Here is a 23,727-nt window from a genome sequence, read left to right as displayed (position 1 = left end):
ACGTATTACACCGCCATCAGCGCCGCAATTTCTGGATGGGTTGATAAGTTATCCATATACGTTTGCATAGCTGGAGTGGCGGCGTAGTTGCAGTATTTAATTAAAAACATCACAAAGCAGCCTACATAGACATCAACAGCGGTAATTTTTGCTCCGCAAATATAGGGTTTAGCACTTGCTAAGCCTATCTCTAGCGTGGATAAAGTACGTTCAACGGAACCGAAACCGAATGATTTTTGCTGCTCTTCATTTAATTCAACGCCTAAATCTCGAACGGTAAATGCAGATTCAATTGGACCCGCCGTAAATAAAAACCAACGATAGTAAGCGCCTCTTTCAGGGCTATTCAATGCAGGTGCAAATTCCTTTTCGATAAATTTATCGGCAAGATAAAGACAAATAGCGGCACATTCCGTGACCACCACATCACCATCAACTAACGCCGGGACTTTTGCCATCGGATTAATGGCAAGGTATTCCGCGGTATGCATCTCTGCGCCGTAAGCTAATTCAATTCGCTTATAGGGAACGCCCATCATTTTTAACAGTAAATCGACGGTATTACCGCGGGACATGGCATTGGTAAACAGAACTAGCTCGCTCATCTTGGTTTTCCTTAAATGAAGTAGAAAACCTACTATAAGGGAGAGCTGTGTCAGAAATTGTCAGGAGTGTCACAGAGAATTTCTTGTTTCCAACGGGCGAGTAAATAGCTTTTTGGGTACGGCAGGGCATCACTTAAAACTGTATAAGATTGAATTCTATCGAGGCGAAAATGACGATAACTTCGACGTAATTCACACCATGCCGCCAGCACTTGGGTCTCTTTCATATAGCCGATGGCAATAGGCCAAATGACCCGTGAACTGGCTTTTCCTTTGATATCTGAATAATCCATTTTTGCCTTGCGTTCTTCTCGCAGGCTAAAGCGTAAATCTTTGGCTATCTCATTGTTAATACTTTCAAAATGTGTAGTTGGGGCAAACAGCGTATTGCGGTTGAGGATCGCTTGAGATTCTTTAGCCACCACTGAGTTAATTTTATTAATCGCGCGTATTGCGGAGTTTTTCAGTTCCTCATCTGCATTACTTTGTACCCAGCGTAAGCCCAAAATTAGTGCTTCCAACTCATTTTCATCGAACATTAGTGGAGGCAGTAATAATCCACTTTTTAATTGATAGCCAATGCCAGCTTCCCCAGTGATCTCTGCACCTTGATCCCGTAATGACTCGATATCGCGATAAATAGAGCGAACGCTAACACTTAATTGGGTGGCGAGAGAATCAGCCGTCACCGGATAGCGTTTTTCTTTTAAGATTTGTAATAGTGTCAATAAACGCTGGGTACGGGTCATGGAATTCTCAGTTAGGACGTTATGCAGTGAATAGCTCACCATACTAAAGAAACCCGCTTTTTAATGCCAATCTTCTTATATGCACTCCACGAAATCTTCACCGTACATTCATCTTACTGTCATCTTTCAGCCGTAGCCTGCCATAGCAATTTGAACGCGCGTGCAAAAAATATCATCCAACAAAAGCTCGTATAACAAGATAGAAAAACACTAGGAGAAGCAAATGGTTAAGCGCACATTATTGGCATCGGCTCTTATCGCATCCACCTTTGGAGCCAGTGCCGCCGAGTTAGTGATTGCAGGACGAGATAGTGGCTACGGTGATGCCATGCAGTTTGTGGTGGACGAATATAAAAAAATTAATCCAAAGACGGAAATCACGTTAGTAAAACGCCCAAGTAAAGGGCTGTATGAAAGCATTGTGCTCTCTATGCGAGAGAAAACAGGTAATTATGATGTGGTTTTAATGGATGATACTTGGGCGCCTGAGTTTCTCGCTAATAAGTGGTTATCTCCATTACCTAACTCGCTAGAAGATAAGGATTTTATTCAATCTACTCTAGATATTGGACGTAACCCTGATGGTAGCGGAGCGACTTATGCGTTACCCATGGTGGGAAATGTTGCGATGTTTGCGTGGAACAAAGATTTGTTTGACCAATACCAATTAAAACAGCCACAAACATGGACGGAAGTTCTGAGCTCGGCAAAAACCATTAGTCAGGATGGTAAGGTCAATGGAGTGGTTTATCGTGGCGTTAAAGGCAACCCAATCGTGACGGGATTTTTGCCAATTTTGTGGGGATATGGTGGCGACGTTGTCGATAGTAATGGCAAACCAACATTAAATACGCCGCAAGCTAAACAGGCTTTAGAGACTTTCTTAGCAATGAAGCAATATGCGCCGAAAGGCGTGGATGTGTATAACGCTGATGAAGTGCGCGATGCATTACAAAAAGGCACTGCGGCGATGGCCATTGAAGTGTGGCCTGCGTGGGTTCCCGATCTCGATAATGCCAAGGTGTCTAATGTGGTTGGTAAAATGGAAATGATGGCGCCACCAGCACAAACAGGGCAACCGTCGCCAATGCTCGGAATTTGGCAACTGGCTATCCCTGCTGATGCAAAAAATAAAGCGGAAGCCGAACAATTCTTAGCTTTTGCAAGTAGTGCCGCAATGCAAAAAGCGTTAGCGCTGAATTTTGGGACACCACCGACTCGCCAAAGTGTTTACGCTGATCCGCAAGTGGTAAGCAAATATCGTTGGTATCCACAGCAAGCTGCCGCATTACAAGCAGGCAAAGCACGCCCGCGTATCCAAAACTGGGCAGAAGTCGAAAGTATCTTAGGGGATTTTCTTCAAATGGCAATGATGGGGCAAATGACTTCAGAGCAAGCTTTGCAACAAGCCCAGAAACGTATTGAGCGCACCACCAAAAAATAAAATTGCCTCAATGGCGCTAGCTTTTAGCGCCTTTATGGATGCTGAGTATGTTATTTGAAAACCGTAAACAGTTATTTTGGCTACTGTTACCCGCGCTGATTATGTTGGGACTGTTGACCCTGTATCCCATTGTATCCGTGCTGTATAACGCCTTTGGACAAATGGACTATATCGATGATAGTTACCATTTTATTGGCTGGGCGAATTTTTCTGAATTATTCGATGATTTCTTCTTTTTAGCCGCAATAAAAAATACCTTTATTTTTACGTTGGTCGCGTCCATCGCCCAAGTCTTACTTGGATTGTGGCTCGCATTGCTGTTTAACCGCCAGTTTTATGGGCGCAAATTTGCATTACCCATCATTATCTATCCGATGATGCTTTCTACGCTGGTGTGCTCTTCAATTTGGCGCTCTTGGTATAACTACGATTTTGGTTTCTTAAATAGCGTATTGGTCAGCATGGGGTTACCTCCTCAAGAGTGGTTGTTTAATCCAGATTTAGCGCTGTATGCCATCGCATTGGTGGATACCTGGCAATGGACGCCAATGGCATTTCTGATCATTTTGGCCGGGTTGCAGTCGATTCCTAAAGATATTGGTGAAGCTGCTATGGTGGATGGTGCGAGAGGCTGGAAATCCTTTATTTACATCACATTGCCACTGATTAAAAAACAACTGATGCTGGCATTTTTATTACGCTCAATCGACACATTCAAGCTTTTCGACAAAGTGTATGTGATGACGGGGGGCGGGCCGGGCAACTCCACCGAAACCTTATCCATGTTTGTGTATAAATACGGCTTCCGTTTCTTTGATTTGGGTATGGCAAGTGCAGCTGCATTAGTGATGCTAGCTATTTCATTACTAATGACGCTGATTTATGCCCGCAACGTGATGAAAGGGAGCTGACCATGAAAGCAAGATTACACACTGTTGTTGTTTGGTTGGCGGTATTGATGATGGCGCTACCCATTATCTGGATGTTTGGCACGGCCTTTAAATCGCCTGGAGATATTTTGCAGTCCGGAGCTAATTTATTGCCTAGGGAACTGAGTTTATCTGCGTTTGAAAAACTTTTTGAAGGCGATTTACTGCGTTTAGTCGGTAATACCGTGCTCATTTCTACCGGTGCTACTGCGGTCTCTATCCTATTGGCGTTCTTTTGCGCCTACGCGCTTGTTCGATATCGCTTTCCCGCCAAACTGGATAACGTGTTTTTACTCGGGGTGCTGATTATCAAAATGATGCCGCCGATTGTCATTGCTATCCCTCTGTATTCGTTAATGAACCAAGTTGGGCTACTGAATACTCGCATCGGACTTATTTTGTCTTATCAGGTGTATACCTTGCCATTTTGTATTTGGATGTTGCTGGGTTTTATTCGTGATATTCCCCTCGAGATTGAGGAAGCGGGAGCGATGGATGGGGCAAATCTATTGCGTCGATTAGGCTATATCGTATTTCCACTGTGCGCCCCGGGTTTAGTGGCAACCGCCATTTTTTCCATGATCCTCGGCTGGAATGAATTTTTATTCTCGCTGCTATTTATCCACACACCGGACAAATTCACCATTCCATTATTTATCTCCAACTTTATGACCGAAGACGGCACTGCATGGGGAGAAATGATGGCAATTGGCATTGTCTCGTCATTACCCATGTTGGCGTTGGCGGGTTACATGCAGCGCTACTTATTACGTGGCTTTTCGATGGGATTGAAATAATAGGCATTTATCATGAAAAAACTCGAATTGATTAAGTTAGGTAAAAGCTACACAGGACAGCGGGTGATCCCTCAGGTTGATTTATCCATTGAGGCGGGGGAGTTTGTGGTATTTGTGGGACCTTCGGGCTGTGGGAAATCCACATTATTACGGATGATTGCTGGGCTAGAATCAATTACCGACGGTGAGTTACGACTTAATGGCCAGCGTTTAAATGATGTTCATCCTTCTTTGAGAAAAGTGGCGATGGTATTCCAATCCTATGCGCTATATCCCCATATGAGTGTGGAAAAAAATATGGGGTTCCCACTTAAAATGGCGGGGATCGGTAAAGAGGATATCACTCAAAAAGTACGAGCGACCGCTGAACACTTACAGTTAACGCATTTACTTAACCGCTTACCTTCTGAACTTTCGGGGGGACAACGTCAGCGTGTGGCGATTGGTCGTGCCATTGTACGTGATCCCGAGTTATTTTTGTTTGATGAACCGCTGTCTAACCTCGATGCTAAGCTAAGAGGCGAAATGCGTATCTACTTGAAAAAACTACATCAGGCCTTGAAAGCGACCATGATTTACGTCACCCATGACCAAGTAGAAGCTATGACGCTGGCAGACCGTATTGTGGTTCTGAACCAAGGTCGTATTGAACAAATTGGCACCCCTGAAACATTGTATAACCAGCCTGCTAATAAATTTGTGGCGTCATTTATTGGCTCTCCGGTGATGAATTTTATCGATCCACAAACCTTACGCGAATTAAAAATCACCAAGATCTTTTCAGAAGAAACTGCGGTTATCGGTGTGCGTCCAAATCAAGTCGTTGTGGATAGCGAATGTCCCGATGTATTAATGCCAATTTCGGTGGTGGAACCTTTGGGGCATTCTCGCCTGTACTATGGTTCATTTCCGGGCGGCTCGCCTTTTTTAGTGGAAAGCAACCATATTTATGATGTTGGTGATGCTTTACCCATCAGCTTGTCGCGCTCAATTTTGCATTTATTTGATCAGCAGGAACAACGGATTGAACTGACTAATACAAGGAATGCAGATGCTGCCTAATTTTCAGGTAACCGTGGTAGGAGCTGGCGATGCGTATGATTGCGAACGAACTAACGCCAGCATTTTAGTGGAAGAGTCCGGTTTTAAATTGTTGGTGGATTGTGGTCCAACAGTACCCCAGAAAATGTTCAAAATGCATCAAGCGGATGAGTTGGATGCGATTTATATCACGCATTGCCATCCTGACCACTGCCTTGGCTTGACCTCATTATTAAATTGGATGGATAGTTATCGGCGTAAACGCCCACTGACTATCATCGCTCAACAGGCTCAATGGGAAATCTTGGCGCCGTTATTGCATTTTGCTCACTGGCCAAAACCTCAATTAGGGTTTGAGATTATTAGAAAATATAGTGAAGAGATTCAATCGATTGGCTCTTGGAAAGCCACTACGTCGCCAACACAACATTCAGTCAGCAATTTAAGTTTGCATCTTACTAGCGGCTCAGGACATCGATTATTTTATTCCGGTGATGGTGAAATATCCCTACAGGGTGAACAGCTTGCATTGCAAAGTGATTGGGTATTTTTGGAATGTGAAACCTTAAATTCTCACCCTAGCCATGGCTCGTGGCACTCCATACAACAGCGGTTTCAGTGCCAGACACCAAAAATCAATAGCCAATGGCGGCTGTATCACATTGAGCCGCGCTATCGTGAAAAATTGAGCCAGCATATTGTGCTTTATGATTTTATTCAATTGGCTGAGCAGGGAGAAATACTCCATGATGCCCAGTAAAAAAATAACCGCTGAGGATGTTGCCGAAGCTGCGGGTGTCTCTCGTTCCTCGGTATCTCGCGCCTTCACGGATGGGGCGAGTATCCATCCTCAGAAGCAGAAAAAAATCCTCGAGGCAGCCAAGCAACTCGGTTATCAACCCAATTTTTTTGCTCGAACATTGAGTATGCCTACTCAAAAAAAACGCTCCAATATTGTGGCGATCTTAGTGAGTGATTTATCGAACCCGTATGAATCCTATCTGTTTGAGGTTTTATCGCGAACGTTACAGAGCCATGGAAAACAGCCGATGCTACTGAATGTGAAGCTGGAGGACGACCTAGATGAGGCAATCTTACGGCTATCGGGGTATCAAATTGATGGTGTTGTTGCAGTCGTTGGTTCTCTGCCCGCTGACCATTTTCAGCAGTGTTTGAAATTGTCTTTACCGCTCATCACGTTAGGTCGTTCAGACACCACAGGGATTATTCCCTCAGTACAAACGGATAATGTGTTAGTGGGAGAAATGGCGGCGGAGCACTTGCTGAGCTTAGGATTGAGAAAGTTTGGATTTCTTGCTGGGAGGCAGGATGGACAAGCATCCAACGAGCGTTATCAAGGATTTAAACGGTGTTTGATGGCGGCAGGCGTGACGGAGTCAATTTACCTACAGGCGGGTAGTTATAGTTATCAAGCTGGATTTGACACGGCTTGGCAGCAAAGAGAACCGTTAATGCTGTTAGACGGCATATTTTGCGCTTCAGATTCACTTGCCATGGGGCTGATGGATTGTTGTCGTCAAAAACTAAATTTGTCTATTCCCCAACAATTGAATGTGGTGGGGTGTGATGATATTCCGATGGCGGCATGGCAAGGTTATCAACTAACCACATTAGCACAGCCAGTGAACGGTATTGCTCAGCACGTATTAGCCTTGCTTGAAGGGATTTGGATGAAGTCAGAAGATAGCCCCAATATGGTGAGGTTGGCTCCGGAATTAAAAGTGCGCGAAAGCACTAAAATGAGAGGATAGATAAAAACGCCTAGGGTTAGGCGTTTTTATGAGTTGCGGATGCGTTATTGGCTTTTTTGCCACCAAGAAACGATATAGTCGGCAATTTGCTCTGGGTTATTTATATCAAGTTGTGGCACGTTAGTATCGATGATTTCATTACTGGCCACTGCGACCACAAATTCATCAATTAAACCATTTAGCGGTTTACCTACTTCCGATCTAAACAGGGCGATTTTGTCGATCGGTTCGCTTTTAAATCCTTCTACCAAGATCAGATCCAATGATGTTGGATCGAACCGGCTGGCAAGGTAATTGAGATCCATTTCATCGCATTCAGGAGTTTCAGTCATGAGCGCCCAACGCTGATTACTGGCAACTAAGGTTTGGTCGGCACCGGCTTTACGCAGTTCGAAGCTGTCTTTACCCGGCTTATCCACTTCCATGTCGTGATGGGTATGTTTAATCAAACCTACACGTACATTGCGCTGTCTCAGTAACGGAATCACTTTTTTTAATAAGGTGGTTTTTCCCGTTCCGCTATAGGCGGTGATCCCGAGGAGAGGTAAGGTATTCTGGTTCATAGTTATTTTTGTTGCAGCTCCCAGTTTCGGCTATCTTCCGGTGTATTTAAATTGGCAAATGTTTCGGTTTCAGAGGTAAACATAATGCTCTTTGCATGCACTTCTCGCATAAATAGCATTAATTTGCGATCCCCGCGAGCGAGGTAATTATCCAGCGGTTTTTGTAGTGAGCGATGGATTAGGGCAAAGGTTGGGTGCTCCCGTTCACTATCACAGGCATAGCAAGCAAGATGCTCCCCTTTTTCGTGAAACATTTTTTCCGCTAAATTACGGGGAAACTCGGGGACGTCACACGGTACAAATAGCAGCCACTCAGTTTTTGCCTGATGTAATGCGGCTTGCATTCCCGCTAATGGACCCGAAAAATCTTCAGTAAGATCGCTAAAAACCGGTAATTGGCTTTGGCGATAACGTGCTTGGTTGCGATTGGCATTAATCATTAATTGCCCAACTTGAGGTTGCAGTCGTTCGGCAATATATTGATATAGCGGCTTACCGAGTAAAGGAACCAGCCCTTTATCCTGCCCGCCCATTCGCGTACCTTTGCCTCCTGCGAGGATCACACCTGTGATTAACTGACGAAATGGCATGTTCAATATCTCTGAAAATCTTAGCGAAAATGTTTCAACGAACTTAAAAAATTTATTAAGTATAGTAATTGCTAAAATTTATTCTATTTTCCTATAAAATCAATGAATATTAATACAAGAGATAGTTAAACTTTACTTAGATTGACAACAGTTCTCTTTTTCTCTTGTATGATTATTGGTAACTTGTATCGAATATTCGTGATAAGGAATAAACATGAAATGCCATCGCTTAAATGAAGTTATTGAGCTTCTGCATCCAGTATGGAAGGACAACTCAGATTTAAATTTAGTGCAATTATTGCAGAAACTGGCTGATGAGGCGGGTTTTACCGGCAGTTTATCTGAACTGACTGATGACGTATTAATTTATCATCTGAAAATGCGTGACGCCGATAGTAATGCGGTGATCCCGGGAATTCAAAAAGATTATGAAGATGATTTTAAAACCGCACTTTTACGCGCGCGTGGCATTATAAAAGACTAAATAAACATGGATGCAATTGAACAATCGAGTTTCCATTTTGGTGGGATCTCTCCTGATATGATCCTCGATGCCCTGATGGAAGCGGGGATCTATCCAGAGTCAGGCTTAACAGAGTTAAATAGTTACGAAAATCGGGTTTATCAGTTTCAGGATGAGAATCGCCAACGCTATGTGGTGAAGTTTTATCGTCCTGAACGTTGGAACCGTTCCCAAATCCAAGAAGAGCATGACTTTACTCTTGAGTTGAAAGAGGAAGGTTTAACCGTTGCTGCGCCATTAGAGTTTGCTGGGCAAACGGTACTTGAGTTTGGTGGATTTATGTTTGCAGTCTTTCCTAGCATTGGTGGGCGCCAATATGAAACAGACAACCTATTTCAGCTTGAAGGTGTCGGCCATCTATTGGGGCGAGTACACCAAATAGGTAAGCAGAGAAACTTTGCATTTCGTCCGACTATCGGTGTTGATGAGTATCTCGACCAGCCGAGAAAGATTCTGGCAGCAAGCCCATTAATCAAAGAGCGTGATAAAGAAAAATTTTTAAGCTCATTAGATGGTTTGATTGCGCAGGTTAAATCCCATTGGCCAGTAGAACAGTCATTCATTCGCCTACAGGGGGATTGCCATCCCGGTAATATTTTGTGGCGTGATGAAGCGTGGTTGGTTGATTTTGATGATGCACGCAATGGCCCTGCAATACAGGATTTATGGATGTTGCTGAATGGTCCTCGCCAAGAGCAAATTATCCAGCTCGATACTTTATTAGAATCGTATAACGAATTTTGTGATTTTGATGTACGTGAGTTGAAGCTGATTGAACCGCTACGAGCAATGCGAATGGTGCATTATTTGGGATGGATTACTCGCCGCTGGCAAGATCCTGCTTTTCCTAAAGCATTTCCGTGGCTACAAACAGCCGATTTTTGGCAACAGCAACACATTGAGTTTGCCGAGCAAACCAAACGGTTGCAGGATGCCCCTTTGCAGTTGAACCCGCAATATTAATATTTAAGACTTTGTTTTTGGAGAAAGTTGTCTATGAAAAGAATCATGTTGGCTTTAATGGGTATCGCCATGTCTTTTGGTGCAGCGGCAGCAAATTACACGGAAGGTAAAGAGTACACAGATGTAAAACCACCGGTACAAAACTTGCCACAGGTTGTGGAGTTTTTCTCTTTCTACTGCCCACACTGCTATCAGTTTGAAAGTGTGTATAAAGTGCCACAAACGGTAGAGAAAAACTTACCAGAAGGTGTAACGCAAGCACGTTATCACGTTGATTTTTTAGGGCCTTTAGGTGCTGATCTGACCCAAGCATGGGCGGTGGCAATGGTGCTAAAAATTGAAGATAAAGTGACGCCAATCTTGTTTGAAGGTATCCAGAAAAACCAATCAATCAATAGTGCCGCGGATATCCGTAATGCCTTTATCAAAGCTGGTGTTTCTGGTGAAGAATATGATGCAGCACTGAATAGCTTCGTCGTAAAATCGCTGGTAGCGAAACAACAAAATGCAGCGCAAGACTTAAAACTGCGTGGTGTTCCAGCTCTGTTTGTTGATGGAAAATACCAAATTCGTAACAACGGTATTTCAGTCGATAATCCAGAAGATTATGCTAAAGAATACTCAAAAGTTGTGAACTTTTTAGTCAATAAAAAGTAGTGACCTAAGATAGCGGCACCTTGCCGCTATCTTTTTATTTACTGACTGTCCGTTATCAATATCCACAATTTGACCAGATCCCATTCTTTGCGATAAATCAATATCATATTCGCTAACTTATTGATTTTATTTTCTAGTTTTCTTATTGCAATTTTATTACTTGTTGAATCTGTTAGACAACCTAAAATTACCCACAAAGTTATCCACAGGATGTTCAGGTGGGTAACAGGTGGCAGATGAGTAGGAAATTGAATCTCAAGGTGTATCTAAAGCCACATTGTGGCATCCTATCTCCCATTCATTCCCGATAAACAAGATGATGACAGACTATGGCTCAAATTGCTGAAAATCCCCTTATTTTGGTAGATGGTTCTTCTTACCTTTACCGCGCTTATCATGCATTTCCTCCATTAACTAACAGTGCTGGCGAACCAACCGGTGCAATGTATGGTGTGCTTAATATGCTGCGTAGTTTAATCATGCAATATAGCCCAAGCCATGTCGCTGTTGTCTTTGATGCTAAAGGGAAAACATTCCGCGACGAGCTATTTGAAAGTTATAAGTCACACCGTCCGCCAATGCCTGACGACCTACGTGCACAAATTGCACCGTTACATGAAATGGTTGAAGCGATGGGATTACCCCTGCTGGTGGTACCTGGGGTTGAAGCTGATGATGTGATTGGAACGCTGGCACGCGAAGCGAGCAGTAAAGGGATGCCTGTGTTGATCAGTACAGGGGATAAGGATATGGCACAGCTCGTTGAGCCAAATATCACCCTGATCAACACCATGACCAATACCATTTTAGGTCCTGAAGAAGTTGAAGCAAAATACGGGGTTCCACCTAGCTTGATTATCGATTTCTTGGCGCTTATGGGGGATTCTTCAGACAACATTCCTGGTGTACCCGGTGTTGGTGAAAAGACTGCATTAGCGTTATTACAAGGGATTGGTAGCTTAGAAGCTATTTATAATGATTTAGAAGCGATCGCCCCATTAGGCTTTAGAGGCTCAAAAACCCTTGCACCAAAAATGGCTGAAAACCGCGAATTAGCGTTCTTATCGTACCAATTGGCGACAATTAAAACGGATGTTGAGTTAGAAAAGCCGTGTGAAGAATTAAAAGTGGCTGAACTTGATGCAGATAAACTCCATCAGCTTTTTAGTCGCTATGAATTTAAACGCTGGTTAGTCGATGTTGAAAATGGCAGCTGGATGGATGCTAAAGGCGTAAAACCGAGCAAAGCAGCTGAAAGTTATCGCGCCCCAGAAAATAAGCCCGCCGCAAAATCTAAACCGACTGCACCGACTTTAAGTGCCGAAAACTACCAAACTATTTTAGACAAAGCGGAGTTAGCACTGTGGGTGAAAAAGCTCAGTGAAGCTTCTCTGTTTGCGTTTGATACAGAAACCGATAGTTTAGATACCCAAGAAGCTCGCTTGGTGGGGATGTCATTCGCGATTGAAGCGGGGCATGCCGCTTATTTACCTATCGGTCATGATTATCTGGATGCGCCTGTTCAACTATCACTTGATGATGTTATCGCTGTGATGAAGCCAATTCTTGAGAACGAAAAGATTGGCAAAATTGGACAAAATCTTAAATACGATGCAGAAGTACTGGAAAATTACGGTATTGAACTGAAAGGCATTGCATTCGATACCATGCTGGAATCCTATGTGTTGAATAGTGTGGCGGGCATGGGACGTCATGATATGGATAGCCTAGCGGATCGTCATCTCAACCATAAAACAGTGAGTTTTGAGGAAATCGCAGGCAAAGGTAAAAAACAGCTGACATTCAACCAAATTCCATTAGAGCAAGCGGCTAATTACGCAGCTGAAGACGCAGATGTCACTTTATTACTGCACCAAGCGCTATTCCCTCAGCTTGAAGAAGAACCGAAATTAGCCCACGTATTCAAAAATATAGAAATGCCATTAGTGCCAGTATTGGTGCGAATGGAACGTAAAGGCGTCCTGATTGATGCACCAACGTTGGCGGCACAATCTAAGATCATTACGGCGCGTCTGGCTGAGCTGGAAAAACAGGCGTTTGAACTAGCGGGTGAAGAGTTTAATCTGGCATCCCCGAAACAGCTGCAAACTATTTTGTTTGAAAAGCTTCAATTGCCTGTTATCAAGAAAACACCAAGTGGTGCAGCTTCAACGAATGAAGAAGTGCTTGAAGAGCTGGCTCTCAATCATGAATTACCAAAGTTACTGTTGGAACATCGTAGTTTAGCCAAACTGAAATCTACTTATACTGATAAGTTACCGTTGATGATCAACCCAAAAACGGGGCGTGTGCATACTTCGTATCACCAAGCGGTCACTGCAACAGGTCGTTTATCTTCTCGTGATCCTAATCTGCAAAATATTCCAGTGCGTACGGAAGAAGGTCGCCGTATTCGCCAAGCCTTTATTGCTCGCAAGGGCTACAAAGTGATGGCAGCGGACTATTCACAGATTGAACTGCGTATTATGGCGCATCTTTCCCAAGATAAAGGCTTATTAACCGCCTTTGCAGAAGGGAAAGATATCCACAAAGCGACAGCGGCAGAAGTGTTTGGTGTACCGTTAGACCAAGTGACCAGCGACCAACGTCGTAGTGCAAAAGCGATTAACTTTGGTTTGATCTACGGAATGAGCGCATTCGGTTTAGCGCGTCAATTGGGGATCCCGCGTGGAGAAGCCCAGCGCTATATGGATCTCTATTTTGAACGCTACCCGGGTGTTCTGCGTTATATGGAAAATACCCGTTTGCAGGCATCAGAACAGGGGTATGTTGAGACCTTAGAAGGTCGACGACTCTATCTGGCAGATATCAAATCAAGTAACGGTATGCGTCGTAAAGCGGCTGAACGCGAAGCCATCAACGCACCAATGCAAGGGACAGCGGCAGATATCATCAAAAAAGCGATGATTGCAGTGGATCACTGGCTACAAACAGAAAAACCAGAAGCAGACATGCTAATGCAAGTGCACGATGAATTGGTGTTTGAAGTGAAAGAATCCGAACTAGAGAAGGTGCAGGCGAAAGTGCAAGAGTTGATGGAGCAGAGCATGAAGTTGGATGTTCCTCTAAAGGTGGAAGTTGGTGTTGGCTTTAACTGGGATGAAGCCCATTAATCCGCAATACTCGTCATATTTCACGCTGTGGCTGTGTTGGTTTCACATAGCCACTTGGGTCACATACTTGTGTATGCTCCCCAAGCTGTCTTTGTTCACGGCCTTGCCACACATGAACTATTTAGAATATTGATTAGGTAAACAGCTTTAGAAGCAAAAACGAAAAATTAAGAGCTAAGCGAAGCAGAAAGATAATGTTAAGGCATCCCAAAGGTTGGCGACAATTTTTGGGGTGCTTTTTTTATGTTTGGCGTATTTTTTTAGTGGTATTTACGCAAAATTTGGCGGCGTTTTGTTCCCTTTAAATTGCAGATAATTCATGGTTAATACACTGAATTTTAAAAATATCGGCTAGATTTGGGGGGATATGTTTATGCGATGCAGATCTCATAAATATGTAGTAAAAGTACATTTTTATGATTTTAACGGACGATTATGCGAGCTGAATCGTAGTAAGCTTTGAAAAAAAACTACAAAAAGTCTTTTTTTCGAGCGAAAAATAAAGTACATTATCAGGCGTAGGGTACAGAGGTAAGATGTTCTATCTTTCAGACCTTTTACTTCACGTAATCGGATTTAGCTGAATATTAGCTGCTCCAGTCAAAGTTTTTGACTGGAGCATTTTTTTTGCCTAAATTTTAGTGAATTTATTACAATGAGCCGTTGTACGCCAACATCGACGTACAAGATATAGGTAGGTTATTCCGCGGCAGTGCTGTACCAATTGTCTAATTTGATACGTAGCTTATCGATACCAATCTTTTTCGGCGCAGAGAAATATTCAACTTCAATATCACCGTTTAGCGGAGCCAATGCTTGGCGAACGTCCATCAACTGTTTCTTTCTGGCACCGGAAGCGAGCTTATCAGCCTTAGTGAGCAGCACGAGGACTGGAATGCTCATTGCAACAGACCATTCGACCATTTGCATATCAAGATCTTTCAGTGGATGACGAATATCCATCAATACCACTAATCCTTTGATACATTCCCTTTTTTGCAGATATTCACCGAGAGCTTGCTGCCATTTGCGCTTCATCTCTTCGGGAACTTCGGCATAACCGTAGCCTGGAAGGTCAACTAGGCGGATGCCTTCTTCAACTTCAAATAAGTTGATGAGCTGGGTTCTTCCTGGTGTTTTACTTGTACGCGCTAAGCTCTTTTGCTGCGTTAGTGCATTTAGTGCGCTTGATTTGCCGGCATTTGAACGGCCAGCAAAAGCAACCTCAATTCCAGTATCTTTCGGTAGATGACGGATATCGGGTGCACTGATGACAAATTTTGTCATGTGGTAGTTATGGTTTTTAATTGCCATTGGTGGTTCTCCCTGAGTAGCCTCAAAAGGCTGGGGGGATTATAGCGATTGAATAGCGGACAAACAACAAACTACGTCTATTTGAGGTGATATCTATTTTAGAACAACATTATTGGAGCTATTTTTTAGCAAAATGACACTATAATTAGGTATCTCTAGCGAAATGAAATGATTTGGCGTAAATAAAGGTAAATCTTTAGCAATCCACTGCGCTTCGCTCTAGAATTGGAACATTAATATGTTATTTGGTATTAACAAAAGGGACCTTGAATGTTGAAACGAATTTTTGTGCCATTATTGGCTATCTGTGCAATGAGCACGACCTCCCTCGCATTAGCGGCTGGTGAAACTTACGTTAAATTAGTGACTTCGGCTGGTGATATTGAATTAGAGCTAAATAGTAAAAAAGCACCCGTTAGTACCGAAAACTTTGTTCAATATGTTAATGAAGGTTATTACAATGGCACGACATTTCATCGTGTTATTCCGGGCTTTATGATCCAAGGCGGCGGTTTTAATAAAGAACTACAGCAAAAACAAACGCGCGCACCAATTAAAAATGAAGCTGATAATGGATTACGTAATTTGCGTGGAACCATTTCAATGGCTCGCAGCGCAAATAAAGATAGCGCAACCAGTCAATTTTTTATTAACGTCGCAGATAATGCATTCTTAGACCATGGCCAACGTGACTTTGGATATGCCGTATTTGGTAAAGTGGTAAAAGGAATGGACGTTGCAGATAAGATCTCGAAGGTGAAAACGGAGAACGTAGGCCCTTATCAAAATGTGCCTGTAGAACCTATCACAATTATTTCTGCGGAAGTGATTAAAAAACCTTAACTTTTGTTAGCGGGTGGGTAAGTTATTCAATATTGCCCACCTTATGTTTAATTTCTCTCCTCTGTATTTTCTTCAGTATTTATTCTCAATTCGCGATATAACTTACTAATATTCTTATTTTATTGTATTTAAAACAATTTTTTATACGCATTAATGTTGTTATGAGAATGTGAATATAATCCCATGATTTTTATATGGATTTTTCTAAATGAAAAGGGATTACTTGATTTAAATAGGCTATTTTCCTGACTAGGCTGTGCTATGATAGCCGCCCCTCATAAAAATGTATGGTTTTTGGGTGGTGTTCTGATTGCCAACCTCCATAAATTATGTATGAGAAATAATTTATAATGATAAAAATCAGTCGGATAGGCTACTATGCTTTTACTTATTGATAATTACGATTCATTTACTTACAACCTCTACCAATACTTTTGTGAACTCGGTGCGGAAGTGGTTGTGAAACGAAATGACGAAATTACCCTCGAAGAGATTGAACAACTGGCTCCTACACACTTGGTGATCTCACCAGGTCCTTGCACACCAGATGAAGCCGGAATTTCTCTTGAAGCGATAAAATATTTTGCTGGGAAGTTACCTATTCTAGGTATTTGCTTGGGACATCAAGCGATTGGACAAGCTTTTGGTGCGTCAGTGGTGAAAGCCCGTGAAGTGATGCACGGCAAAACGTCTTCAATTCACCATAATCACCAAGGGGTATTTAAGGGGCTTAATCGGCCACTGACGGTCACCCGCTATCATTCGTTAGTGATTGCTGCGGAAACTCTCCCTGCTTCCTTTGATGTCTCTGCATGGTCACTAAATAATGGTGATATTGACGAGATTATGGGAATTCGCCATAAAACCCTGCCTATTGAAGGCGTCCAATTCCATCCAGAAAGTATTTTGAGCGAGCAGGGGCATGAGCTACTGAATAATTTTCTCAAGTATTAATCTCTGGATTTAGCACTCTTTCAATTTAATTATGCATATTTGCCCCTTTGCTATTGCTCTTTTTTGATTTTTTATTCATATTTGATGCTTATATTTTCACTTAGGCATTAAGTAAAGAGCAGGTGAGGGGTATGACACAACATCAAGCGGTAAATCGGCAGACATTTGACCAAGTCATGTTGCCTATTTATTCTCCAGCAGAGTTTATTCCAGTTAAAGGTCAAGGTAGCCGTGTTTGGGATCAACAGGGCAAAGAATACATTGATTTTGCTGGTGGTATTGCCGTATTAGCATTGGGTCATTGTCACCCAAGTCTTGTTGCAGCGGTGCGTAAGCAAAGTGAAAAACTTTGGCATGTGAGCAATATTTTTACCAATGAAGAAGCACTCACACTGGCACAGAAGCTGATCAATGCAACGTTTGCCGATCGTGTTTTCTTTGTTAACTCAGGCGCGGAAGCGAACGAAGCGGCTTTTAAACTTGCTCGTCATTACGCCATTACCAAACATAGCCCGTATAAAACCAAAATTATTGCATTTAAGCAGGCTTTTCACGGACGTACATTTTTTACTGTCTCTGTGGGTGGTCAAGCCAAATATGCTGATGGTTTTGGTCCAAAACCTGCCGATATTATCCATGTTCCTTTTAATGATCTTGATGCGGTCAAAGCTGTCATTGATGAAAATACCTGCGCTGTGGTATTAGAACCTGTGCAAGGGGAAGGTGGTGTGACGGCTGCAACACCAGAATTTATGCAAGGTTTACGTCAACTGTGTGATGAAAATAAAGCATTGCTGGTATTTGATGAAGTCCAAAGTGGTATGGGGCGCACTGGCAAGCTATTCTCCTATATGCATTATGGTATTGCGCCGGATGTATTAACGACGGCAAAAGCACTCGGTGGTGGCTTCCCTATCAGTGCCATGATAACGACCAATGAGATTGCTCAAGCGATGGAAGTTGGGTCTCATGGTACGACGTATGGCGGTAATCCATTAGCGTGTGCGGTAGGAAATGCTGCATTTGATATCATCAATACCGATGAAGTGTTAGATGGCGTTGCAAAACGTCGCGAATTATTTGTTTCTCATTTGAATAAGCTCAATGATAAATATGGAATTTTTGCTGAAATTAGAGGCATGGGTCTATTAATTGGTGCGGAATTAGATGGGAAATTGCTCAACCGTGCGAAAGATATTTTGCAAGCTAGTGCGGATGAAGGCTTGATGATGTTAAGCGCTGGTTCCAACGTATTGCGTTTTACGCCATCTTTGATTATTTCTGAAGAAGAAATAAACAGTGGAATGGAAAAATTAGCGACAGCGATTGAAACATTATTAGCGAAGTGATCAGATAAACACTCAAAGAGGTAAAGCCTCTTTGAGTGTCAGTATTATTTTCGGGCTAGAATTCTATCTTTTATCATATCCATTTTTTGTTTTTTTACGCTAATATCCTCTCTCAAGCTATCTATTTTCTTTGAATTTCTTTCCATTTCTTGATGAATTTTCATTAGGAATGAGTCTTGAGCTCGTATGTTATCTGGCGTTCTTATTCTGTGTTTTTGTAATCGAGTATTGGAGTTGTTTTGTTCTTGGACAGATTTAAATGCATTGTGTAATTTTGTACTTTTACTGGGTGTGCGTTCAATCTTTATATTTTGATGATTTTGGGTATGTTCCGTTGATTTTATTGTTTTCCCTGATGTGTAAAGCTCAATTTTTTTCCCGTTAATTTTTTTTGTTCTGATTGTGTTGAAATCGGATTTGGAATTTTTCAACATCATGTCTTTATCATGAGTTTTATGATTAGAATATTGATTATCTACTGGATTTGTATTTTTTATTTGTCGTGGAATTTTACTTCCTTTAATTCTTTTTATTTCTTTAGGTAATTGAAAATTAATTATAATATTGAGTTTTTCAGCGTCACTAAGTTCAGGCTTTGTATAAAATACGGTAGGAGGAAATTCTGTGTTTTTAAGATTGAGCAGTGTGTGGTCAAGATCTGCTTTATCTAATGTTACTCTCACTCGCTCATCTAATGTAGCGATATGTTGTGAATTTTTAGTCGTTTTTTCTAATAAATTTTTACATCTATCAATGAGTACAGTAATTTTTTGAGGGGTATTATCTTTAGCGGTTTTTTTTACGTTTTTTTCATTCTTAACATAGGTATTTTCGAAGAGATGATCACTCTTCCCAAGCAACCGTTGTAAAGCCTCAATTTTTATATTGGTCTCTCTAATTACCGGGTGTAAGTTTTGATAAGTATTTTCTTTATTACAATCCCTCAGTTTTAGCTTGGTTGTTTTAATCGCTTCATCCCACATATTTTGGAATTTTTTATTTTCATTTAATGACTTCGTTCTATTATGAAAATCGATAACAGGAAATATTTTTGGAGATGAATTTGTTTCAATAACCTTATTCAGAAATAGATACTTTTTTTCAGATTGTAGAAATGTCGATGGGGTACTATTTCTAACATTCGGTGAATTTATGATTGTGCCTATCATGATTGCTTCTCCTAATTATTTATCTATTTCAATGCTATAGGAGTTTTAGATAGAATTGATATAAAAAATCGATTCCATTAAATAATTAGCTAATTGATAAAAAAAAGCCTAACAAATACGCGTTAGGCTAAAGGGGTGGCATATCGATTGTAGGATTGAGACGTGGCGAATAAATAAAATTAATTAGATAAGTTTTTAAAAAATGCAAAACTCTTATTAAAACCAATAAAATGCGTATCAATATTTTTGTTAAACGGAGTACCAAAAATAACTTTTGCTTTAGGTGTAAATGAGTGTTGTGTGGGTTGATTATTAGGAACTAAGCTTCCAATTTTGAGTGAAGATATAAAATGAGGTACACGAGTTTCTTTAGCTTGAGTAGTTGATTCTTTTACTAAAATTGGAAATTTTTTTGGGGTCGAATTCGCTGATTGTAAGCGTTCAAAGAATGCCTGACGCTGTAAAAAAGTTTGGTTATTACCGCTCTTAGTTGTACCGGCATGGTAGATGTAGTTTGATGGTGTTAAATTATTAATCTGTTTCATAAATAAAATCCTAAATGATTGCTGGCTAATTATTCAGTATTTTATATATAAGGATTGTTAGACTAATATCAAAAAGCGCTGCTATTTTGAACAGAAAGTATATGATGGGCAATATTAGGAATGAAAAACAGCCATATATGAGATATATACAGCTGTTTATATAAAGCCCAGTAAATATTACTGGACCAAAATAAAAATTATCGAGTACCGTAAACGACGATCGTTTTACCATGTGCAGAGATCAAATTTTGATCTTCTAACATTTTTAAAATACGACCTACAGTTTCGCGTGAACACCCAACGATTTGACCAATTTCTTGACGAGTAATTTTGATCTGCATACCGTCTGGGTGAGTCATTGCATCAGGTTGTTTTGCTAAATTTAATAAGGTTTGAGCGATACGACCAGTCACATCAAGGAATGCCAAGTTACCGACTTTTTCTGATGTAGTTTGTAAGCGGCTTGCCATCTGCGCAGAAAGGCGCATCAGAATATCTGGATTAACCTGAATTAGCTGACGGAATTTCTTATAAGAAATTTCAGCGACTTCACAAGCAACTTTAGCTCGAACCCACGCAGTACGTTCTTGCCCTTCTTCAAATAACCCAAGTTCACCAATGAAGTCTCCCTGATTTAAGTAAGAGAGAATCATTTCTTTGCCTTCTTCATCTTTGATTAAAACAGCCACTGAACCTTTAACGATATAGTAAAGGGTTTCTGCTTTTTCACCCTGATGGATTAGAGTGCTCTTGGATGGATACTTATGAATATGGCAGTGTGACAAAAACCATTCAAGAGTAGGGTCTGTTTGTGGCTTGCCGAGAACCATTAGCGTTATCCTCTGTATGTTATTGCAACCCTTCAGAAAATTAAGGTGAAAGGCTGACTTTAAAATTTCTAGCTTGGCATACTAAGTTGCGTTAGTTACCCATAATTAATGCTCGTTATAGGTCAAAAGCAAGTTAATATCAATTGTATAATATAATCAATTGAATCGTTGAGTTTTGATCTTAATCCTATCAACTAAGCATTGTTTGTATCATATCCAATACAGAAAGTCTTCCCTGTATCGCTTCAGCCTAATAATGCTGATATAACATTATTCAGATATATGGAACAATGTAGCCTTTAATAACGACATTTTTCAAGGGGAACAAAAATGGAAGCACGCGTAAAGTGGGTTGAAGGGCTCTCTTTCTTAGGTGAATCAGCATCTGGGCATCAAATCATGATGGATGGTAATGCTGGAGATAAAGCACCTAGCCCAATGGAAATGGTCTTGATGGCAGCAGGTGGATGTAGCGCGATAGACGTGGTGTCTATTTTACAAAAAGGTCGCTACGATATTACCGACTGTGAAGTTAAACTCACATCCCAACGCCGTGATGAAGCCCCTCGTTATTTCACGCACATCAATTTGCACTTTATTGTTGTCGGTCGTGAATTAACCGAAAAAGTGGTTGAGCGAGCCGTACAACTTTCGGCTGAAAAATATTGCTCAGTCGCGATTATGTTAGAAAAAACAGTAAAAGTAACCCATAGCTTCGAAATTAAAAATATCTAATTACTTTTATGTTATTAGATACTTATCTTCAAAGAAGGTAAGTATCTATGTAAGTATTCATTTAATTTGATATGGCTTTATTCACTTCGCTGCTTAATTAGCTTTTCAACTAATGGCATCATAATGAGCTCCATTGCGAGCCCTAATTTTCCCCCAGGTACCACAATGGTATTCATCGCCGAGATAAATGAACCGTTAACCATCGAAAGCAAATAAGGAAAATCAATCTGTTCTAACCCTCTAAAGCGGATCACAATGAAACTTTCATCCTGTGATGGGATAGCTTTAGCGGAGAATGGGTTCGACGTATCGACGGTTGGAACGCGTTGGAAATTAATATGTGTGCGCGAAAATTGCGGAGTAATATAGTTAATATAATCACCCATAGAGCGCACTACGGAATCCATCACCGCTTCTCGGGAATGTCCTCTTTCCGTCGTATCGCGGATCATTTTTTGAATCCACTCTAAATTGACAATCGGGACAACACCGACCAGTAAATCTACATGTTTGGCAACATCATGCTCAGGTGTCACGACACCGCCATGTAAACCCTCATAAAATAATACATCGGATTTTTCTGGCAGAGACTCCCAAGGCGTAAAGGTTCCCGGTTGGAGACCATAAGGTACGGCTTCATCATAGGTATGCAGATATTTTCGAGATTGCCCCTGACCTGTTTTAGCGTAATCAATCAACGTTTGTTCTAGCAGAGCAAAATCATTCGCTTCGGAACCAAAATAACTAATATGGCGACCTTGTTCACGGGCTTTACGGATTGCCATATCCATTTCTGGGCGGGTATAACGATGAAAACTATCCCCTTCAAGGGTTGCAGGGCGAATATTTAGTTGGTGGAATATTTTACGAAAAGCTTGGCTAGTAGAGGTCGTTCCTGCGCCACTCGATCCGGTGACGGCAATGATAGGGTGTTTCTTCGACATAGTGGACTCCCTGTTTTACGCTCATGACCACTATTTCAATAAACAGCGAATGAAGCGGGATTACGGGCGAAACTGGTTATTAGGCATAAAATTTACGGATTCATGTAGCTCAGACCAGACTAGCACAATTTCCCCAGAAACTAACTGCCGTTTCACATCATTCACTTTGTCTTGTAAGCTTTTTTCATGAGTACCATAGTCGGTGCCTTCACGTAATACATAGCTTTCAATCAGATTTTCGAGGGTTTCAGGTGCTAAGTCTTTCCACGGAATAATCATGATTTGTTCTCATTTAAATAAGCCGTTAGCCATAATGGGATACGCGTTTCTAACCACATTTGAGGTTTACGGAAACTGCCTCCCACAAAACCAACGTGACCTCCATGTTCAGTCATTTGGTACTCAATATTGTGAGGCAATTGGCTGAGGTCAGGAACGACTTCAGGGGCCATAAAAGGGTCATCTTTGGCATGAATAATCAGCGTAGGCTTGGTGATATGTGACAGTTTTGGTAATGCACTGCATTTTTGATAATAGTCTGCCGCATCGTCAAACCCATGAATACGAGCCGTAATGACATCATCAAATTCTCGAATTCGTTTCAGTTGCTTTAGTTGCAAGAGATTCAGAGGAAGTGATCCTGGATAGCGAACTAATTTACGGCTTGCATTACGTTTTAAGCCATTAAGGAGATAGCGTTGGTACAACTGGGAAACCCCAGTTTCCATTTTCAGGGAGCAGGCTTCTAGCATTAAAGGTGCAGAGACAACGACACCCGCGTCCAAATCTGCGTTTTCACCTTGTTCTGCCAGATAGCATGCCAGCATATTACCACCAAGAGAATAGCCTACTGCGGCGGTTGGTACATCTCCCCATGTCTGCTTCAGCCAATGTAAAAAATAGCCTGCATCACTGGTTTCACCAGAGTGATAGATTCGTTTTTGGCGATTAGGCTCACCGCTGCAACCTCTAAAATGCATGATCACGCCGAGCCAACCCTGTTTTTGGGCACTCTCTAGCATCCCGTGAGCGTAGGGGCTTTTAAAATTTCCTTCCAATCCATGAAAAATAACTAAACGCGGCTTGGTGCTCGCGTGTTCAGGTTTTTCACTCCAAGCAAGATCAATAAAATCACCGTCGGGTAATTCTAATCTTTGCCATGTCGGGATTATTCTTGGGGTACGCCTAAATATCCTTGGCAGTAAGGTTTGGAGATGTGGGTTTTTAGCCCAGCTCATTGGACGGAAATTATCTGACATAGCCTTATATTTTATTTA

The 23,727-nt window shown here is 41.6% G+C and carries 26 protein-coding genes; 15 read left to right on the top strand and 11 right to left on the bottom strand.

Translation table 11 applies throughout. The annotated features are described in order from the left end of the window. Positions 1–5 precede the first annotated feature (5 nt). Positions 6–605: a glutathione S-transferase family protein gene (locus PR761_RS08695; protein WP_115163883.1), complete on the bottom strand. Its 600-nt coding sequence runs from the start codon at positions 603–605 to the stop codon at positions 6–8. Positions 606–655: 50 nt separating this feature from the next. Beyond that, positions 656–1,354, bottom strand: coding sequence for a helix-turn-helix transcriptional regulator (locus PR761_RS08690; protein WP_006813739.1), 699 nt, complete (start codon positions 1,352–1,354; stop codon positions 656–658). A 223-nt stretch (positions 1,355–1,577) separates the two neighbouring features. Between PR761_RS08690 and PR761_RS08685 the strand changes: the two genes are divergently transcribed. The 6 genes from PR761_RS08685 to PR761_RS08660 are packed head-to-tail and all read left to right on the top strand — an operon-like array spanning position 1,578 to position 7,337. Further along, complete coding sequence (locus PR761_RS08685; RefSeq protein WP_006813738.1) at positions 1,578–2,798, top strand: ABC transporter substrate-binding protein; 1,221 nt, start codon at positions 1,578–1,580, stop codon at positions 2,796–2,798. A 47-nt stretch (positions 2,799–2,845) separates the two neighbouring features. Continuing rightward, positions 2,846–3,709 (top strand): carbohydrate ABC transporter permease, encoded by an 864-nt coding sequence (locus PR761_RS08680; RefSeq protein WP_115163885.1) that lies wholly within the window; start codon positions 2,846–2,848, stop codon positions 3,707–3,709. A gap of 2 nt (positions 3,710–3,711) precedes the next feature. Further along, positions 3,712–4,524, top strand: coding sequence for a carbohydrate ABC transporter permease (locus tag PR761_RS08675; RefSeq protein ID WP_115163886.1), 813 nt, complete (start codon positions 3,712–3,714; stop codon positions 4,522–4,524). A 12-nt stretch (positions 4,525–4,536) separates the two neighbouring features. Next, positions 4,537–5,586, top strand: a complete 1,050-nt coding sequence (locus PR761_RS08670; RefSeq protein ID WP_006813735.1) for an ABC transporter ATP-binding protein — start codon at positions 4,537–4,539, stop codon at positions 5,584–5,586. After that, the gene (locus tag PR761_RS08665) at positions 5,576–6,325 is read left to right on the top strand and encodes a ribonuclease Z (protein ID WP_115163887.1); all 750 of its coding nucleotides are present in this window, start codon (positions 5,576–5,578) and stop codon (positions 6,323–6,325) included. Before PR761_RS08670 ends, PR761_RS08665 begins: the two co-directional genes overlap by 11 nt. Beyond that, positions 6,312–7,337, top strand: a complete 1,026-nt coding sequence (locus tag PR761_RS08660) for a LacI family DNA-binding transcriptional regulator (RefSeq protein WP_115163888.1) — start codon at positions 6,312–6,314, stop codon at positions 7,335–7,337. The genes PR761_RS08665 and PR761_RS08660 overlap by 14 nt, the downstream gene beginning before the upstream one ends. 44 nt (positions 7,338–7,381) lie before the next feature. Here PR761_RS08660 and mobB read toward each other — a convergent pair whose 3' ends face one another. Continuing rightward, a complete protein-coding gene (gene mobB / locus PR761_RS08655) occupies positions 7,382–7,900 on the bottom strand; it encodes a molybdopterin-guanine dinucleotide biosynthesis protein MobB (protein ID WP_006813732.1) in 519 nt (172 codons plus the stop codon). 2 nt (positions 7,901–7,902) lie between these two features. Continuing rightward, on the bottom strand, positions 7,903–8,490 hold the full coding sequence (gene mobA / locus PR761_RS08650) for a molybdenum cofactor guanylyltransferase MobA (protein WP_006813731.1): 588 nt from the start codon (positions 8,488–8,490) through the stop codon (positions 7,903–7,905). 214 nt (positions 8,491–8,704) lie between these two features. Here mobA and PR761_RS08645 point away from each other — a divergent pair, with 214 nt between their 5' ends. The 5 genes from PR761_RS08645 (at position 8,705) to PR761_RS17155 (ending at position 14,351) form a co-directional block, all read left to right on the top strand. Beyond that, positions 8,705–8,974: a YihD family protein gene (locus PR761_RS08645; RefSeq protein ID WP_006813730.1), complete on the top strand. Its 270-nt coding sequence runs from the start codon at positions 8,705–8,707 to the stop codon at positions 8,972–8,974. A 6-nt stretch (positions 8,975–8,980) separates the two neighbouring features. Continuing rightward, entirely contained in the window at positions 8,981–9,976 is a 996-nt protein-coding gene (locus tag PR761_RS08640; protein WP_006813729.1) for a serine/threonine protein kinase, read from the top strand. 33 nt (positions 9,977–10,009) lie between these two features. Then, complete coding sequence (dsbA, locus tag PR761_RS08635; RefSeq protein ID WP_006813728.1) at positions 10,010–10,633, top strand: thiol:disulfide interchange protein DsbA; 624 nt, start codon at positions 10,010–10,012, stop codon at positions 10,631–10,633. Positions 10,634–10,962: 329 nt separating this feature from the next. Continuing rightward, positions 10,963–13,767, top strand: coding sequence for a DNA polymerase I (gene polA, locus PR761_RS08630; RefSeq protein WP_154610894.1), 2,805 nt, complete (start codon positions 10,963–10,965; stop codon positions 13,765–13,767). A 536-nt stretch (positions 13,768–14,303) separates the two neighbouring features. Continuing rightward, positions 14,304–14,351 carry a hypothetical protein gene (locus PR761_RS17155; protein WP_438361642.1) on the top strand — a complete coding sequence of 16 codons (48 nt, stop codon included), beginning with the start codon at positions 14,304–14,306 and terminating at the stop codon, positions 14,349–14,351. A 115-nt stretch (positions 14,352–14,466) separates the two neighbouring features. Here PR761_RS17155 and yihA read toward each other — a convergent pair whose 3' ends face one another. After that, the gene (yihA, locus tag PR761_RS08625; RefSeq protein WP_006813724.1) at positions 14,467–15,081 is read right to left on the bottom strand and encodes a ribosome biogenesis GTP-binding protein YihA/YsxC; all 615 of its coding nucleotides are present in this window, start codon (positions 15,079–15,081) and stop codon (positions 14,467–14,469) included. A 270-nt stretch (positions 15,082–15,351) separates the two neighbouring features. Here yihA and ppiA point away from each other — a divergent pair, with 270 nt between their 5' ends. The 3 genes from ppiA (at position 15,352) to argD (ending at position 18,227) form a co-directional block, all read left to right on the top strand. Then, on the top strand, positions 15,352–15,924 hold the full coding sequence (gene ppiA, locus PR761_RS08620; protein ID WP_006813723.1) for a peptidylprolyl isomerase A: 573 nt from the start codon (positions 15,352–15,354) through the stop codon (positions 15,922–15,924). Between the two features lie 378 nt (positions 15,925–16,302). Continuing rightward, positions 16,303–16,878 (top strand): aminodeoxychorismate synthase component II, encoded by a 576-nt coding sequence (locus PR761_RS08615; RefSeq protein WP_006813722.1) that lies wholly within the window; start codon positions 16,303–16,305, stop codon positions 16,876–16,878. A 131-nt stretch (positions 16,879–17,009) separates the two neighbouring features. Then, complete coding sequence (gene argD, locus PR761_RS08610; protein ID WP_006813721.1) at positions 17,010–18,227, top strand: bifunctional acetylornithine/succinyldiaminopimelate transaminase; 1,218 nt, start codon at positions 17,010–17,012, stop codon at positions 18,225–18,227. A gap of 44 nt (positions 18,228–18,271) precedes the next feature. Here argD and PR761_RS08605 read toward each other — a convergent pair whose 3' ends face one another. From PR761_RS08605 to crp, 3 genes are all read right to left on the bottom strand, one after another. Next, positions 18,272–19,396, bottom strand: a complete 1,125-nt coding sequence (locus PR761_RS08605) for a hypothetical protein (RefSeq protein WP_006813720.1) — start codon at positions 19,394–19,396, stop codon at positions 18,272–18,274. A 179-nt stretch (positions 19,397–19,575) separates the two neighbouring features. After that, positions 19,576–19,941, bottom strand: coding sequence for a hypothetical protein (locus PR761_RS08600; RefSeq protein WP_119246301.1), 366 nt, complete (start codon positions 19,939–19,941; stop codon positions 19,576–19,578). 197 nt (positions 19,942–20,138) lie between these two features. Then, entirely contained in the window at positions 20,139–20,771 is a 633-nt protein-coding gene (gene crp, locus PR761_RS08595) for a cAMP-activated global transcriptional regulator CRP (RefSeq protein WP_006813718.1), read from the bottom strand. A gap of 330 nt (positions 20,772–21,101) precedes the next feature. On the opposite strand from crp, the gene PR761_RS08590 reads away from it, so the two are divergent. Next, positions 21,102–21,506, top strand: coding sequence for an OsmC family protein (locus tag PR761_RS08590; RefSeq protein ID WP_006813717.1), 405 nt, complete (start codon positions 21,102–21,104; stop codon positions 21,504–21,506). A 77-nt stretch (positions 21,507–21,583) separates the two neighbouring features. Here the strand turns inward: PR761_RS08590 and PR761_RS08585 are convergent, their stop codons facing one another. Genes PR761_RS08585 through PR761_RS08575 form a run of 3 tightly spaced genes read right to left on the bottom strand, consistent with a single transcriptional unit; the run spans position 21,584 to position 23,709 of the window. Beyond that, positions 21,584–22,450, bottom strand: coding sequence for a phosphoribulokinase (locus tag PR761_RS08585; protein WP_006813716.1), 867 nt, complete (start codon positions 22,448–22,450; stop codon positions 21,584–21,586). Positions 22,451–22,510: 60 nt separating this feature from the next. Continuing rightward, positions 22,511–22,729, bottom strand: coding sequence for a YheU family protein (locus PR761_RS08580; protein ID WP_006659547.1), 219 nt, complete (start codon positions 22,727–22,729; stop codon positions 22,511–22,513). Further along, a complete protein-coding gene (locus PR761_RS08575; RefSeq protein WP_039854527.1) occupies positions 22,726–23,709 on the bottom strand; it encodes a hydrolase in 984 nt (327 codons plus the stop codon). The genes PR761_RS08580 and PR761_RS08575 overlap by 4 nt, the downstream gene beginning before the upstream one ends. Between the last annotated feature and the right edge of the window lie 18 nt (positions 23,710–23,727).

This window comes from Providencia sp. PROV210 (genome assembly GCF_028479445.1).
GTDB lineage: Bacteria > Pseudomonadota > Gammaproteobacteria > Enterobacterales > Enterobacteriaceae > Providencia > Providencia rustigianii.
The sequence above is the reverse complement of the archived record's forward strand: the minus strand, read 5'-3'. Positions and strand labels throughout refer to the sequence as shown.

Bases quoted from the DNA above. Each gene is read 5' to 3' on its own strand.
- PR761_RS08695 (WP_115163883.1), bottom strand. From the start codon at position 605: ATGAGCGAGCTAGTTCTGTTTACCAATGCCATGTCCCGCGGTAATACC.
- PR761_RS08690 (WP_006813739.1), bottom strand. From the start codon at position 1,354: ATGACCCGTACCCAGCGTTTATTGACACTATTACAAATCTTAAAAGAA.
- PR761_RS08685 (WP_006813738.1), top strand. From the start codon at position 1,578: ATGGTTAAGCGCACATTATTGGCATCGGCTCTTATCGCATCCACCTTT.
- PR761_RS08680 (WP_115163885.1), top strand. From the start codon at position 2,846: ATGTTATTTGAAAACCGTAAACAGTTATTTTGGCTACTGTTACCCGCG.
- PR761_RS08675 (WP_115163886.1), top strand. From the start codon at position 3,712: ATGAAAGCAAGATTACACACTGTTGTTGTTTGGTTGGCGGTATTGATG.
- PR761_RS08670 (WP_006813735.1), top strand. From the start codon at position 4,537: ATGAAAAAACTCGAATTGATTAAGTTAGGTAAAAGCTACACAGGACAG.
- PR761_RS08665 (WP_115163887.1), top strand. From the start codon at position 5,576: ATGCTGCCTAATTTTCAGGTAACCGTGGTAGGAGCTGGCGATGCGTAT.
- PR761_RS08660 (WP_115163888.1), top strand. From the start codon at position 6,312: ATGATGCCCAGTAAAAAAATAACCGCTGAGGATGTTGCCGAAGCTGCG.
- mobB (WP_006813732.1), bottom strand. From the start codon at position 7,900: ATGAACCAGAATACCTTACCTCTCCTCGGGATCACCGCCTATAGCGGA.
- mobA (WP_006813731.1), bottom strand. From the start codon at position 8,490: ATGCCATTTCGTCAGTTAATCACAGGTGTGATCCTCGCAGGAGGCAAA.
- PR761_RS08645 (WP_006813730.1), top strand. From the start codon at position 8,705: ATGAAATGCCATCGCTTAAATGAAGTTATTGAGCTTCTGCATCCAGTA.
- PR761_RS08640 (WP_006813729.1), top strand. From the start codon at position 8,981: ATGGATGCAATTGAACAATCGAGTTTCCATTTTGGTGGGATCTCTCCT.
- dsbA (WP_006813728.1), top strand. From the start codon at position 10,010: ATGAAAAGAATCATGTTGGCTTTAATGGGTATCGCCATGTCTTTTGGT.
- polA (WP_154610894.1), top strand. From the start codon at position 10,963: ATGGCTCAAATTGCTGAAAATCCCCTTATTTTGGTAGATGGTTCTTCT.
- yihA (WP_006813724.1), bottom strand. From the start codon at position 15,081: ATGGCAATTAAAAACCATAACTACCACATGACAAAATTTGTCATCAGT.
- ppiA (WP_006813723.1), top strand. From the start codon at position 15,352: ATGTTGAAACGAATTTTTGTGCCATTATTGGCTATCTGTGCAATGAGC.
- PR761_RS08615 (WP_006813722.1), top strand. From the start codon at position 16,303: ATGCTTTTACTTATTGATAATTACGATTCATTTACTTACAACCTCTAC.
- argD (WP_006813721.1), top strand. From the start codon at position 17,010: ATGACACAACATCAAGCGGTAAATCGGCAGACATTTGACCAAGTCATG.
- PR761_RS08605 (WP_006813720.1), bottom strand. From the start codon at position 19,396: ATGATAGGCACAATCATAAATTCACCGAATGTTAGAAATAGTACCCCA.
- PR761_RS08600 (WP_119246301.1), bottom strand. From the start codon at position 19,941: ATGAAACAGATTAATAATTTAACACCATCAAACTACATCTACCATGCC.
- crp (WP_006813718.1), bottom strand. From the start codon at position 20,771: ATGGTTCTCGGCAAGCCACAAACAGACCCTACTCTTGAATGGTTTTTG.
- PR761_RS08590 (WP_006813717.1), top strand. From the start codon at position 21,102: ATGGAAGCACGCGTAAAGTGGGTTGAAGGGCTCTCTTTCTTAGGTGAA.
- PR761_RS08585 (WP_006813716.1), bottom strand. From the start codon at position 22,450: ATGTCGAAGAAACACCCTATCATTGCCGTCACCGGATCGAGTGGCGCA.
- PR761_RS08580 (WP_006659547.1), bottom strand. From the start codon at position 22,729: ATGATTATTCCGTGGAAAGACTTAGCACCTGAAACCCTCGAAAATCTG.
- PR761_RS08575 (WP_039854527.1), bottom strand. From the start codon at position 23,709: ATGTCAGATAATTTCCGTCCAATGAGCTGGGCTAAAAACCCACATCTC.